At 70.1% G+C, this 13,006-nt stretch carries 16 protein-coding genes; 15 read left to right on the forward strand and 1 reads right to left on the reverse strand.

Annotated features, from left to right (window positions below; translation table 11 throughout):
• Positions 1–81: 81 nt before the first annotated feature.
• The 9 genes from rplS to JOE64_RS06280 all read left to right on the forward strand — a co-directional run bounded on the left by rplS (position 82) and on the right by JOE64_RS06280 (position 7,235).
• Positions 82–429 (forward strand): 50S ribosomal protein L19, encoded by a 348-nt coding sequence (gene rplS / locus JOE64_RS06240; protein ID WP_204963455.1) that lies wholly within the window; start codon positions 82–84, stop codon positions 427–429.
• 176 nt (positions 430–605) lie between these two features.
• Positions 606–1,370 carry a signal peptidase I gene (gene lepB, locus JOE64_RS06245; protein WP_204963456.1) on the forward strand — a complete coding sequence of 255 codons (765 nt, stop codon included), beginning with the start codon at positions 606–608 and terminating at the stop codon, positions 1,368–1,370.
• Positions 1,367–2,026, forward strand: a complete 660-nt coding sequence (rnhB, locus tag JOE64_RS06250) for a ribonuclease HII (RefSeq protein ID WP_204963457.1) — start codon at positions 1,367–1,369, stop codon at positions 2,024–2,026. Before lepB ends, rnhB begins: the two co-directional genes overlap by 4 nt.
• Before the next feature lie 23 nt (positions 2,027–2,049).
• Positions 2,050–2,373, forward strand: a complete 324-nt coding sequence (locus tag JOE64_RS06255) for a DUF2469 family protein (RefSeq protein ID WP_204963458.1) — start codon at positions 2,050–2,052, stop codon at positions 2,371–2,373.
• A 102-nt stretch (positions 2,374–2,475) separates the two neighbouring features.
• The gene (locus JOE64_RS06260) at positions 2,476–2,838 is read left to right on the forward strand and encodes a YraN family protein (RefSeq protein ID WP_204963459.1); all 363 of its coding nucleotides are present in this window, start codon (positions 2,476–2,478) and stop codon (positions 2,836–2,838) included.
• On the forward strand, positions 2,835–4,367 hold the full coding sequence (locus tag JOE64_RS06265) for a YifB family Mg chelatase-like AAA ATPase (protein WP_204963460.1): 1,533 nt from the start codon (positions 2,835–2,837) through the stop codon (positions 4,365–4,367). Before JOE64_RS06260 ends, JOE64_RS06265 begins: the two co-directional genes overlap by 4 nt.
• A complete protein-coding gene (gene dprA, locus JOE64_RS06270) occupies positions 4,364–5,581 on the forward strand; it encodes a DNA-processing protein DprA (protein WP_204963461.1) in 1,218 nt (405 codons plus the stop codon). Before JOE64_RS06265 ends, dprA begins: the two co-directional genes overlap by 4 nt.
• A gap of 70 nt (positions 5,582–5,651) precedes the next feature.
• Positions 5,652–6,551: a tyrosine recombinase XerC gene (locus tag JOE64_RS06275; protein ID WP_204963462.1), complete on the forward strand. Its 900-nt coding sequence runs from the start codon at positions 5,652–5,654 to the stop codon at positions 6,549–6,551.
• A gap of 57 nt (positions 6,552–6,608) precedes the next feature.
• Positions 6,609–7,235, forward strand: coding sequence for a DUF3060 domain-containing protein (locus JOE64_RS06280; protein WP_204963463.1), 627 nt, complete (start codon positions 6,609–6,611; stop codon positions 7,233–7,235).
• Positions 7,236–7,241: 6 nt separating this feature from the next.
• Here the strand turns inward: JOE64_RS06280 and JOE64_RS06285 are convergent, their stop codons facing one another.
• A complete protein-coding gene (locus JOE64_RS06285) occupies positions 7,242–7,799 on the reverse strand; it encodes a murein hydrolase activator EnvC family protein (protein WP_204963464.1) in 558 nt (185 codons plus the stop codon).
• 337 nt (positions 7,800–8,136) lie between these two features.
• Here JOE64_RS06285 and rpsB point away from each other — a divergent pair, with 337 nt between their 5' ends.
• The 6 genes from rpsB (at position 8,137) to JOE64_RS06315 (ending at position 12,957) form a co-directional block, all read left to right on the forward strand.
• On the forward strand, positions 8,137–9,024 hold the full coding sequence (gene rpsB / locus JOE64_RS06290; RefSeq protein ID WP_204963465.1) for a 30S ribosomal protein S2: 888 nt from the start codon (positions 8,137–8,139) through the stop codon (positions 9,022–9,024).
• A gap of 89 nt (positions 9,025–9,113) precedes the next feature.
• On the forward strand, positions 9,114–9,941 hold the full coding sequence (gene tsf, locus JOE64_RS06295) for a translation elongation factor Ts (protein ID WP_204963466.1): 828 nt from the start codon (positions 9,114–9,116) through the stop codon (positions 9,939–9,941).
• Positions 9,942–10,044: 103 nt separating this feature from the next.
• Positions 10,045–10,764 carry a UMP kinase gene (gene pyrH, locus JOE64_RS06300; protein WP_204963467.1) on the forward strand — a complete coding sequence of 240 codons (720 nt, stop codon included), beginning with the start codon at positions 10,045–10,047 and terminating at the stop codon, positions 10,762–10,764.
• A gap of 51 nt (positions 10,765–10,815) precedes the next feature.
• On the forward strand, positions 10,816–11,370 hold the full coding sequence (frr, locus tag JOE64_RS06305; protein WP_204964989.1) for a ribosome recycling factor: 555 nt from the start codon (positions 10,816–10,818) through the stop codon (positions 11,368–11,370).
• A 4-nt stretch (positions 11,371–11,374) separates the two neighbouring features.
• Positions 11,375–12,394, forward strand: a complete 1,020-nt coding sequence (locus JOE64_RS06310) for a phosphatidate cytidylyltransferase (RefSeq protein ID WP_204963468.1) — start codon at positions 11,375–11,377, stop codon at positions 12,392–12,394.
• Positions 12,391–12,957 (forward strand): DivIVA domain-containing protein, encoded by a 567-nt coding sequence (locus JOE64_RS06315; RefSeq protein WP_204963469.1) that lies wholly within the window; start codon positions 12,391–12,393, stop codon positions 12,955–12,957. Before JOE64_RS06310 ends, JOE64_RS06315 begins: the two co-directional genes overlap by 4 nt.
• Positions 12,958–13,006: the final 49 nt, after the last annotated feature.

Here is a 13,006-nt window from a genome sequence, read left to right on the forward strand (position 1 = left end):
GCACTCCGACGTCTCGGGCACACTCCACTTTTTCCCTCAACTCTCGCGATCGACCTGTGGCGGTCGCAGGAAGTGACGATCATGCAGATCCTCGACTCCGTCGACGCGGCTTCGCTCCGCTCCGACATCCCCGCCTTCGGCCCCGGTGACACCGTCAAGGTGCACGTGAACATCACCGAAGGAAGCCGTTCGCGCGTCCAGGTGTTCCAGGGCGTCGTCATCGGCCGCTCCGGCGACGGTGTGCGCGAGACCTTCACGGTCCGCAAGATCAGCTTCCAGGTGGGCGTCGAGCGCACCTTCCCGGTGCACTCGCCCGTGATCGACCACATCGAGGTCGTCACGCGTGGCGACGTGCGCCGCGCGAAGCTCTACTACCTGCGCAACCTCCGTGGCAAGAAGGCCAAGATCAAGGAGAAGCGCGACAACTGACGCGCCGCGAGCCACGCTCGCCGCTCCCGAAGCCCCGGACCGCCTCGAGCAGTCCGGGGCTTCTGTCGTCGCGAGGGCGCGCCGGGGACCGTGGCGCGGTACAGGGAACGGTGTGCGATGTGCGACGCTTGTGGATGCGCGGACCGAGGTGCGGTACGCGGGCGAGAAGGACGCGAATGACCTCCGACAACGTGGTGGCCCCCGAACCCGACACCTCGGTGGGACGTCGGCTGCGTACGCGGCGGCGTCGCGGGATCTGGCCTTTCCTGCGCGATGTCCTGGTCATCCTCATCGTCGCGATCCTCGTGTCGTTTCTCATCAAGACGTTCCTCGTCCGGTCGTTCTTCATCCCGTCGGGGTCGATGGAACAGACCCTCATGGTCAAGGACCGCATCCTGGTCGACGAGCTCACGCCCCGCTTCACCGGCTACGAGAGGGGCGACATCGTCGTCTTCCGCGACCCCGGCGGCTGGCTCGAGGGAGTTCCCACGCCGCCGCCCGCGACGCCTCTCGTCCAAGCCGGCGACTGGTTGCTCTCACTTGTGGGAATCACGGCGTCCGACAGCAACGAGCACCTCATCAAGCGGATCATCGGCGTCGGCGGAGACCACGTCGTGTGCTGCAACGCGCTCGGCCAGACGACGGTCAACGGCACACCGATCGACGAGACCCCGTACCTCGATCTCGCCGCCGGGCAGAGTGCACCCAACCCGAAGCCGTACGACGTGACAGTGCCCCAGGGCTCCCTCTGGGTGCTCGGCGACAATCGCGACCATTCTCGGGACTCGCGTTACAACGTCGATCAGCCCTCGAAGGGCTTCGTGCCGATCGGCAACGTCGTCGGACGTGCGTTCCTCATCACGTGGCCTCTGCCGCGATTCGGCGTGCTCGACACCCATCACGGCGTCTTCGAGGGCGTGCCCGCCGGCGGCGGGGGATGACGGTCGTCGCACCCCGACTGACCGTCGAGCGTCGTCTGCTGCGCGAGCACGCACTCGTCATCGCGTGCGACGAGGTCGGGCGCGGCGCGCTGGCAGGCCCCGTCGCCGTCGGCGCCGTCGCAATGGATTTCGCCGGCGCACGACGGCGCGTTCCCGAGGGGCTGCGGGATTCGAAACTCGTCGCCGAGCGTCATCGCCCGGCGGTGGCCGCCCGCGCGGCGGCGTGGGTTCCGGCATCCGCTGTGGGATGGTCGTCCGCCGCGGAGATCGACGAGGTCGGGATCATCCGCGCGCTCGGCCTGGCGGCGTTGCGTGCGATCGCCGGGCTGCGGGAGAGGGGGATCGTGCCCGAAGAGGCGATCGTCATCCTCGACGGCAACCACGACTACATCACGCCCGCCGGCGGAGCCGGACTGCGGGTGCGCCCCATCGTGAAGGCCGACCGCGACTGCGCCTCGGCGTCGGCGGCGTCGGTGCTCGCCAAAGTGGCACGCGACGATCTCATGGTGCGCCTGCACGACGATCTGCCGGTGTACGAGTGGGCGCGCAACAAGGGCTACGCGAGCGCCGCGCACCGCAGCGCGATCCGCTCGCACGGCCTCAGCGTGCATCACCGGGCCTCATGGGCCATCGCCGATGCGCCGACGCTGTTCTGAGCCGCGCCTAGACTGGATCCACCATGGATGACGAAGTCTTCGAGGATTACGATCGCGAGCTCGAACTGGCCCTGTACAAGGAGTACCGCGATGTCGTGTCGCAGTTCCAGTACGTGATCGAGACCGAGCGCCGCTTCTATCTCGCCAACGACGTGAACGTCGTCCGTCGCGACACCGAGCATGATTTCTACTTCGAGATCTCGATGACGGATGTCTGGGTGTGGGACATCTACCGCGCCGATCGGTTCGTGAAGAGCGTGCGCGTGCTGACGTTCAAGGACGTCAACGTCGAAGAGCTTCAGCGTCGCGATTTCGAGCTGCCGGAAGAGCTCTCGCTGGACTCCTGACGGCCGCAGCACTTCTCCTCCCCAGCGCGCCGCTGCGTCGATCTGTCCCCGATCCTCACGATCGGGCCCGTCCGTGTCGCCCGGGGCGGCCACGATGCCTGCATGGCAGACAAGGATGTGCGCGGGCGCGCGGGTGAGGATCGGGCGACGGCATACCTCCGTGAACGGGGGTACGCGGTGCTCGAGCGCAACTGGCGCTGCGCGGCGGGAGAGATCGACATCGTCGCCACGCAGGGCGAGGACCTGGTCGTCGTCGAGGTCAAGACGCGTCGGAGCGTGGGGTTCGGGCACCCGTTCGACGCCGTCGACGCGCGCAAGCGCGACCGGCTCTGGCGTCTCGGATGCGCATGGGCGCGGGAACATCCTGATCCGGCGCGGCGCCGACGGCTGCGCATCGACGTCGTCGGCATCACGGGGGACGACCCGGCGACGGCGACGATCGAGCACCTCGAGGACCTGCGATGACCGTCGGGCGCACGTGGGGCGTCGTGCTGACCGGCCTGCACGGAGACCTCGTCGAGGTCGAGGCCGACCTGTCGAACCAGACGCCCGGCTTCGACATCATCGGCCTGGCCGACAAGGCGATCGGTGAGGCGCATCAACGCGTGCACAACGCCTGCGCGAACAGCGCCCTGCCGCTGCCGCGCCGCAAGCTCACGGTGAACCTGTCGCCGGCGAACCTCCCGAAGCACGGCTCCGGGCTCGACCTCGCGATCGCGGTCGCCGCTCTCGCGACGGAGACGTCGATGGATGCCGCGTCGCTCGCCCGCACCGTGCACATCGGCGAACTCGGGCTCGACGGACGCCTGCGGCCCGTGCCGGGGGTGCTGCCCGCCGTCGCGGCCGCAGCGCGCGCCGGCATGCGGTGCGTGGTCGTGCCGCACGCGCATCGGGCCGAGGCCGAGCTCGTCGCGGACATCGAGGTGGTCGCCGCCGCGTCGCTGCGTGACGTGGTGCGCCGGCACGGTGTGGACGTCGACGAGGTCGACACCGTGCCGGTGCCCCATCCGGTCGCGGCGGAGCCTGACGACGACGCCGTGCCCGATCTCGCCGACGTCATCGGTCAGCGCGAGGCGGTCGAGGCGCTCGTGCTCGCGGCCGTAGGCGGCCATCATCTGCTCATGAGCGGTCCGCCGGGGGCGGGCAAAACCATGCTGGCGCGGCGGCTTCCGGGCATCCTGCCCGACCTCGACGACACCGCGGCCGTACAGGCGGCGTCGCTGCGCTCTCTGGCGGGTCTGCCGGTGACGAGTCTGTGCCGTACGCCTCCTTTCGAAGCACCGCATCACAGTACGAGTGTCGCGGCTCTCATCGGCGGCGGCAGCCGCACGGTGCGGCCGGGAGCGATCGCACGCGCGAGCGGGGGAGTGCTCTTTCTCGACGAGGCCGGCGAGTACGGCGGTCATGCCCTCGATGCCCTCCGCCAGCCCCTCGAGTCGGGACGGATCGAGATCCATCGCGCCGGCTTCCGCGCCGTCTTCCCGGCGCGGTTCCAGCTCGTCCTCGCCACCAATCCATGCCCGTGCGGGAACTACGGGGTGCCCAATGCGGAGTGCGCGTGCCCCTCGCTCGCCATCCGGCGCTACCTCGGCAAACTGTCCGGTCCGCTGCTCGACCGGATCGACATCGAGCTGGGACTGCAACGAGTGGCGGTGGCCCGTCGGAAGCCCGGCGACGACTCGCGTGTGACCACCGCCGAGGCTCGCGGGCGGGTCATCGAGGCGCGCGCTCGCTCGGCGCGCCGGCTCGCGCAGACGCCGTGGCGCACGAACGCCGAGGTCGCCGGATCGTGGCTGCGCGACGGCCCGCTCGCACCCGATGCCGATATCCGCCGCCCCCTCGACACCGCTCTGCATCGCGGCGCGCTGACCCTTCGGGGCTACGACCGCGTGCTCCGACTCGCGTGGTCGCACGCCGACCTCGCCGGTCGAGACCGCCTCGACGTCGTCGACATCGGGCGGGCGCTGTACCTCAAGCGCGGAGCCCGGGCATGAGCGCGCTCGTCCTCGATGCCGGCACGTCGCGTCGCGAGCTGGCCGGAGTCATCGCCCCCGGTGACGACGCGCACGCCCTCGCCGCGTATGCACGGAGCATCTGGGCCGTGCTGGTCGAGCCGGGCGACCGCGTCGCGGGCGAGCTCGTGCGCGCGCTCGGTCCGGTCGCGGCGCTCCGTGTCGCCCTGACCGACTCGCGCGATCCAGGCCATGTCTCCGAGGCCGGTCTCACTGCCGACGAGATCGGCGCGGGGCGCCGGCGCTGGCAGCCGCGGCTGGGTGCGGTCGCATCGACCCTCGCCAACGCGCGTCGCGCGGGGGTTCGGCTGGTGATCCCCGAAGACCGCGAGTGGCCTGCTCGTGTCGATGACCTCGGTCCGTTCGCACCGCTGTGCCTGTGGGTGCGGGGTGAGGTCGGTCTGCTCGCGGCGCCACGACCCGCCGTCGCGATCGTCGGCGCGCGCGCCGCGTCGGGGTACGGCGAGCACGTCGCCGCGGAACTCGCCGCCGAGGCCGGCGCGGCAGGAATCGCGGTGTACTCGGGCGCCGCGTACGGGATCGACGCGGCCGCGCATCGAGCCGCGCTGTCGGCCGTGGGTCCGACGATCGCGGTCATGGCGGGCGGAGTCGAACGCGCGTACCCCTCCGGGAACCGCGACCTCATCGATCGGATCGCCCGGGCGGGTGCGGTCGTGGCCGAGGTCCCCTGCGGCACCGCCCCGACGAAGCATCGCTTTCTGGCGCGAAACAGGCTCATCGCCGCGCTCAGTGACGGCACCGTCGTCGTCGAGGCGGGGTGGCGCAGCGGATCATTGAACACCGCGCATCACGCCCAGGCGATCGGCCGTCCCGTCGGTGTCGTGCCGGGGCCGATCACGAGCGCCTCGTCCCGCGGCTGCCACCGTCTGCTGCGTGAGGGCGATGCCGTGTGCATCACCGGCATCGACGACATGCGCGATCTCGTCGGAGCATCGGTGGGTGGGGCGCTGGATGCCGGTGCGACCGACGCGTATACGGGCGAGCGCACGCGTGTGCTCGATGCACTCAGTCTCCGCAGCCCGCGCTCGACAGAGGACATCGCTCAGCGTGCCGGGTTCTCGCTCGACGAGGCCGCCGCGCTGCTCGGGCTACTGGAGCTCGAGGGCCGCGCCGAGCGTCGGGAGCGGGGCTGGGTGGGTGTCGGAGGGATGGCGCGGCCGGCGATGCTCTGGTGAGACGGCCGCGGGTCGCCGACACCCGACCGATCGCCGGGTCGCACCGCGTCCCGGCGGGCATGCTGGAGGAATGAGACTCGAAGAGGCGGCGCGGCGATACACGGCGCACCTCGCCGATGTCCGGCGACTGTCACCCGCGACGGTGCGTGCGTATGCGGGCGACCTCCGCGATCTCGCCGAAGCCGTCGGTGACGTCGCCCTCGCATCCGTCGACATCGATGCCCTGCGCGACTGGCTCTGGCGTGCGACGCAGCGCGGAGACGCGCGCTCGACCATCGCCAGGCGCACCGCGTCGGTGCGCGGCTTCTTCTCCTGGGCGCTCGACGAGGGCCACGTGTCGGTCGATCCGAGCGTGCGCCTGGTCGCACCGCGTCGCGGACGCACGCTGCCCACGGTCGCGACGGCTCCGGCACTGCAGGGCGTCCTGAACGCGGCAGGTCAGCGCGCCGAGGCGGGCGACCCGATCGCGCTGCGCGACGCCGCGGTGCTCGAACTGCTCTACGCTGCGGCGTTGCGTGTCGCCGAGCTGTGCGCGATCGACCTCGACGACCTCGACCGCGAGCGGCGCGCCGTGCGCGTCGTCGGCAAGGGATCGAAGGAGCGCGTCGTGCCCTACGGTGATCCGGCGGCCCGCGCCCTCGACGCGTATCTGGCCCGAGGTCGCCCCCCGCTCGTGGCGCGCGGCGTCGGCTCGCCGGCGCTCTTCCTCGGCGCCCGCGGCGGGCGGCTGGGCACGCGGGCGGCGTACGACATCGTCTCGCTCACCGTGGCCCCTGCGATGGGGGCGGAGCACGTCGGACCGCATGCGCTGCGGCACTCGGCCGCGACTCACCTGCTCGACGGGGGAGCGGACCTCCGCACGGTCCAGGAGTTGCTCGGGCACGCGAGTCTCGGGACGACTCAGATCTACACCCACGTCTCGGCGGAGCGACTGGCGGCCGCCTACCGTCTTGCGCACCCGCGCGCGTGAGCAGGTCGGCGGGATGCCCCTGCCCTGCCCATCCCTCGCACCGGTTACCCTGAGGGAATGCCGACTCCGCTGCGCAGGGGACCGTCGGCGGCCGTTCTGATACTGGTCGCCGCGCTGTTGCTGTCGGGCTGTGCTGCGGGTGCCGGGCCCCGCCGCACGGTGCTCCCCGACGACGCGCTCGGCACGCCGATGGCCTCGTCGTCGATCAGTCCGTCGCCGACGAGTCCTGTGGTGTCGCCGTCCACCCCGCTGTCTCCGCCGCCGTCTCCGCCGGCGTCGAGCGGTGCATCGCCGACCGGTGAGGCGCCGTGCGTCGGCGGCGTGGCGACGATCAGTGGGGGAGCAAGTTCCTTCACGGTCGCTGCGGGCTGTCCGCGCGTCGAGGTGTACGGCGCGGGTGTGACCGTTCGGCTCGGCGGAGACGCCGACGCGCTGACCGTGCGGGGTGAGAGGAACCAGGTCGAGACTCAGCGGGTGGGCTCCCTCGTCGTGGAGGGCCGGACGAACCGCGTGGCCGCGGCGGGCGAGGTGGTCAGCGCCGCCGTGCGCGGTGACGGGAACACCGTGGATGCCTCCGATCGGGTCGGCTCGCTCGTCGTCGCCGGGAACGACAACACCGTCACGGCGACGGGTGTCGGATCGATCGATGTCAGTGGCGACCGCAACACGGTCCCCGGGCGGTGAGCGTGCTCAACAGCACGGCAGCAGGATCGCGCGGGGGATGCCGCCCAGCAGCAGCATCGGGTTGATGTAGACGCCGTCGCGGCGCACCCCGAAGTGCACGGTACCCACGGACGCATGCCCCCCGGCATCCACTGTGCCGACCTGGTCGCCGGCGTGTACGGGCGCCCCTACCGGCACACCTGCAACGACGGGCTCGAGCGTCGTCACGAGACCGTCGCCGTGGTCGATGGTCACCACTCCTCGACCCGCCACCGACCCGGCGAAGGCGATGAGCCCCGATGCGGGCGCCGCCACGACGTCGCCCGGAGAAGCGGCGAGATCGATTCCCCGATGACCGGGACCATAGGCGTGCGCGGGGGCGACGAACGGCGCGACGATCCGAGCGGGAAGAACCGGCCACCGCCATCTCGCCAGGGCATCGCCGGGGGAGGTCGCGGCCGCAGTGGGCCCGTTCCGGTCCGCGGCGGAGGCGGCGCTCGGCACCCAGAGCGTGGATGCCAGGACCGCCAGCACGAGCGCGGTGTGCCACGGCGATGCGCCGGATCGGCGGTGGGAGCGGATCATCGTCCCACTGTCTCGCGCACCTGCCCGCGCGGCCCCTGCCCGGGCGGGATCCGTGGATCGATCGCCTCACTCGGCTGCTGGGGAGGGCGCTTTCCGACTCTCGTGCGGCAGCGGCCGTGCGCGGGCACGGACCGGGTCGGCTGATACACTGATTGATGCACCTCGCATGTCGGGGTGACTACGCGTGCCCAGATCGCCCACATGGTTCCTCGGATCCGCGGGCGTGGCATCCACACCCAGAGGTCGTCCCGCAGCTGCGGGACGCGGGTGTGCGCCGGGCGCCAGGAAGCATCGGCCGTCCGGCCGAGCGCACAACCCAGAAAAAAGGAGAACGGCCATGGCCGTCGTCACCATTCGCCAGCTGCTCGACAGCGGCGTCCACTTCGGACACCAGACCCGCCGGTGGAACCCGAAGGTCAAGCGCTTCATCCTGACGGAGCGCTCCGGCATCCACATCATCGACCTGCAGCAGTCGCTCGGGTACATCGACAAGGCGTACGAGTACGTGCGCGAGACGGTCGCCCACGGCGGCACGATCCTCTTCGTCGGCACCAAGAAGCAGGCGCAGGAAGTCATCGCCGAGCAGGCGACGCGCGTGGGCCAGCCCTACGTCAACCAGCGCTGGCTCGGTGGCCTGCTCACGAACTTCTCGACCGTGAGCAAGCGCCTCGCCCGCATGAAGGAGCTCGAGCAGCTCGACTTCGACAACCCGGCCGACTCGGGCTTCACCAAGAAGGAGCTCCTGCTCAAGAAGCGCGAGCTCGACAAGCTGCACAAGTCGCTCGGCGGCATCCGCAACCTCACGAAGACGCCGTCGGCCATGTGGGTCGTCGACGCCAAGCGCGAGCACCTCGCCATCGACGAGGCCAAGAAGCTCGGCATCCCCGTGATCGGCATCCTCGACACGAACGCCGACCCCGACGAGTTCCAGTTCCCGATCCCGGGCAACGACGACGCGATCCGCTCGGTGGGCCTGCTCACCCGCATCATCGCCGACGCCGCCGCCGAGGGCCTGATCCAGCGCCACCAGCCCACCGACGAGTCGGCCGACGCCGAGCCTCTCGCGGACTGGGAGCGCGAGCTGCTCGAGCAGGGCGGCTCCGCGGAGACCGCCGTCGTGACCGACGTCGCCGAGGTCGAGACCATCGCGACCGAGTCGGCCGCCGACGAGGCGGGAGCCGAGGCCAAGGCCGAAGGCGACGCCGCGGCTGTCGCCGCCGAGTAAGGCTCACACACCATCCTGGGTGCGGGATCGTCGCGAATCGCGCCGGTCCCGCACCGGTATCCACTCACCGAACCAAGGAGCCACCACCCATGGCAAACTTCACCATCGCCGACATCAAGACCCTGCGCGAGCAGCTGGGCACGGGCATGGTCGACACCAAGAAGGCGCTCGAGGAGGCCGACGGCGACCTCGAGAAGGCCGTCGAGATCCTGCGCCTGAAGGGCGCGAAGGGCAACGCCAAGCGCGCTGACCGCTCCACCAGCGAGGGCCTCGTGACCGCGGTCGCCCACGGCGACAAGGTGACGATCCTCGAGCTGAACACCGAGACGGACTTCGTTGCGAAGAACGAGCGCTTCATCGCCCTCGCCGACAAGGTCCTCGAGGCCGCCGCGGCGGTCGACGCCGACTCCGTCGAGGCCGCCCTGGCTGCTCCGGCCGGCGCGCAGACGGTCGCCGAGCTGATCTCCGACGAGGCCGCGATCATCGGCGAGAAGGTCGAGCTGCGTCGCGTGCGCACGCTCTCGGGCGACAAGTTCGAGATCTACCTGCACAAGACGAGTAAGGACCTCCCCCCGCAGGTCGGCGTGGTCCTCGCCTACACGGGCGACGACGCCGAGACGGCGCGCTCGATCGCGCAGCACATCTCGTTCGCCAACCCCTCCTACCTCACCCGTGAGGACGTTCCCACGGCCGAGGTCGAGAAGGAGCGCGAGATCGTCACCGAGATCTCCCGCAACGAGGGCAAGCCCGAGGCCGCCCTGCCGAAGATCGTCGAGGGCCGCGTCAACGCGTTCTTCAAGCAGGTCGCCCTGCTCGATCAGGACTACGCGAAGGACAACAAGCTGTCCGTCGCCAAGGTCGCCGGCGACGCCGGCATCACGATCACCGACTTCGCCCGCTTCAAGGTCGGCGCGTAAGTCACTGAAGGGGGTTCGCATCACCGGGATGCGGACCCCCTTTTTGGTGCCCGCCTCGAGGGCGGGTGCTGCGATACCCTGCACGTGACGAGAGGATCCCCCTGTGATCGATGAGAACACCGGACGCCGTCGCGTCCTTCTGAAGTTGTCCGGCGAGGCCTTCGGTGGAGGCCAGCTGGGCGTCAACCCCGACATCGTCAGCCAGATCGCTCGCGAGATCGCGGCGGCCGTCGACCGCGTCGAGGTCGCGATCGTCGTCGGTGGCGGCAACTTCTTCCGCGGAGCCGAACTCAGCCAGCGCGGCATGGACCGCGGTCGCGCCGACTACATGGGCATGCTCGGCACCGTGATGAACGCGCTCGCTCTGCAGGACTTCCTCGAGCAGGCCGGTGCCGCCACCCGTGTGCAGTCGGCGATCTCGATGACCCAGGTCGCCGAGCCCTACATTCCGCGTCGTGCCGAGCGCCACCTCGAGAAGGGGCGCGTCGTCATCTTCGGCGCCGGCGCCGGGCTGCCGTACTTCTCGACCGACACGGTCGCCGCGCAGCGGGCGCTCGAGATCGGTGCGGACGAGGTGCTCGTCGCCAAGAACGGCGTCGACGGCGTGTACACGGCCGACCCGAAGAAGGATGCCTCCGCCACCAAGATCGACACGATCACCTATCAGGACGCCCTGCAGCGCGGACTGAAGGTCGTCGACTCGACCGCGTTCAGCCTCTGCATGGACAACCGCATCGACATGCGCGTGTTCGGCATGGAGCCCGCGGGCAACGTCACCCGGGCGCTTCTGGGCGATCGCATCGGCACGCTGGTCACGGCCTGACCGGCACCCCGGCACTAGAATCGTCAAGACGCAACAACGAATGGAGTGACCGTGATCGCCGACATCCTGGCCGACACGACCGGGCGCATGGATCGCGCCGTCGAGGCCGCGAAGGACGACTTCGCTACTGTGCGCACGGGCCGTGCCAACCCGCAGCTGTTCCAGAAGGTGATGGTCGACTACTACGGATCGCCCACCCCGCTGTCCCAGCTCGCCTCGCTGAATGCCCCCGAGGCGCGCACGCTCGTCGTGACCCCTTACGACAAGTCCGCCCTCAAGGCGATCGAGCAGGCCATTCGCGACGTCCCCAACCTCGGCGTCAATCCGACGAACGACGGCAACCTCGTGCGCGTCACGATGCCCGAGCTCACGGCCGAGCGTCGCAAGGAGTACGTGAAGCTGGTGCGCACCAAGGGTGAGGATGCCAAGGTGCACCTGCGCGGCATCCGTCGCAAGTCCAAGGACGAGCTCGACTCCCTCAAGAGCGAGGTCGGCGAAGACGAGCTGGCTCGCGCTGAGAAGGAGCTCGACGCCATCACGCGCTCCCACGTCGAGGAGATCGACGAGGCGCTCAAGCGCAAAGAGGCTGAACTGCTCGAGGTGTGAGCCGATGACCGATCCCTCCGACGAACCCGCCTCGGGCGAGGAGGACGCTCCGACTCGCGCGGTGACGCGCCGACCCACGGACGCGTCCGCGTTCGGCGAGCACGTGCGCGCCGCGCGCAGCGAGTTCGAACACCAGATCGACAAGGCGCGTGCCGACTTTGAGCAGGTGCAGGACCGCATCAACGAGCGCACCGGGCGCAACCTGCTGATGGCGATCCTCATCGGCGTGGGCGTCGGCGTGCTGGTGCTGGCGTCGCTGCTGTTCGTGAAGTGGGCGTTCCTGCTCTTCGCGTTGCCCGTGTGCCTGCTGGGCGTGTTCGAGTTCTCCCGGGCACTGCAGACCGCGGGACACCGTGTCGATGTGGTCCCGCAGGTCGTCGTCGGTGCGTTCGTGATGCTCGCGGGGTACTTCGTCGGATATGCCACGCACTGGGTGATCGTTTTCGCGGCTGTGGCGGTGCTCGTGGTCTGGCGTCTTCTGGCGCAGATGACCGCGGGCGACGGACGTCGGTACGGAGACGTGCTCACCGACATCCTCGTCTCGGGATTCATCGCGCTCTATGTGCCCTTCCTCGGCTCGCTCACGCTGGTGCTGCTGCGGCAGGACCAGGGGGAACTCTGGGTCCTCGGGATGGTGGTGGTCGTCGTCGCGGCCGACACGGGTGCCTACGCGAGCGGACTCGCTTTCGGATCGCACCCGATGGCACCCCGGATCAGCCCGAAGAAGACGTGGGAGGGATTCGCGGGCGGTGCGGTGGCCACCGCCGTGGTCGCCGTGTTCTACGGCATCTTCGTCCTCGGCATCCCGTGGTGGGCCGGAGCGATCTTCGGCATCGTGATCCTGGGGTGCGCGACGGTCGGCGACCTTGGCGAATCGATGATCAAACGCGACCTCGGCATCAAGGACATGAGCTCTTGGCTCCCCGGCCACGGCGGTGTTCTCGATCGCCTCGACTCGATCCTCCCGTCGGCCGCCGCGGCACTCGCCCTGTACTTCCTCTTCTTCCCTCTGGTGACTGCATGACCGATGAGACCATGACCCCTCCCGCCCCCTTCCCGCGCGCTCCCCGCCGGCAGAAGGGCTACCGTCCGGACGAGGTCGACGCCTTTCTGACGCGAGCGCGCGACGCGTTCGAATCGTCCGAGGGGACGGGCATGGACTCCGTGGCCGTCCGTACCGTCGCCTTCCCCTTGGTCCGCGGCGGCTACCAGGTGGCGGCCGTCGATGCGGCCCTCGGCCGCATCGAGGATGCGTTCGCGGCACGCGAGCGCGAACACGCCCTGGGCCGCGCCGGAGCGCGCGCGTGGGTGGGCCAATCGCGCAAGCTCGCCCAAGAGGTGCTCGACCGGCTCACGCGCCCGCGCAAGCGGCGGTTTCGTCGTGTGGGACTGCTGAGCTTCGGTTATCGCGTCGACGAGGTCGACATCGTCGCGGACAAGATCGCGCGGTTCCTCGAGGACGGCGAGCCCGTGACCGTCGAGCAGGTGCGGGGGGTGGCGTTCCGCATGCAGCGCCGCGGCTACAGCGAGGCCCAGGTCGACGCCGTTCTCGATGCCGTCGTGAAGGTCATGCTCGCCGTCGTCTGACCGCCACGCCGCCGTGGCACGGGTGCGTCTCACGCGCGTAGAATCGGAG

The organism is Microbacterium dextranolyticum, from assembly GCF_016907295.1.
Classification (GTDB): Bacteria; Actinomycetota; Actinomycetes; order Actinomycetales; family Microbacteriaceae; genus Microbacterium; species Microbacterium dextranolyticum.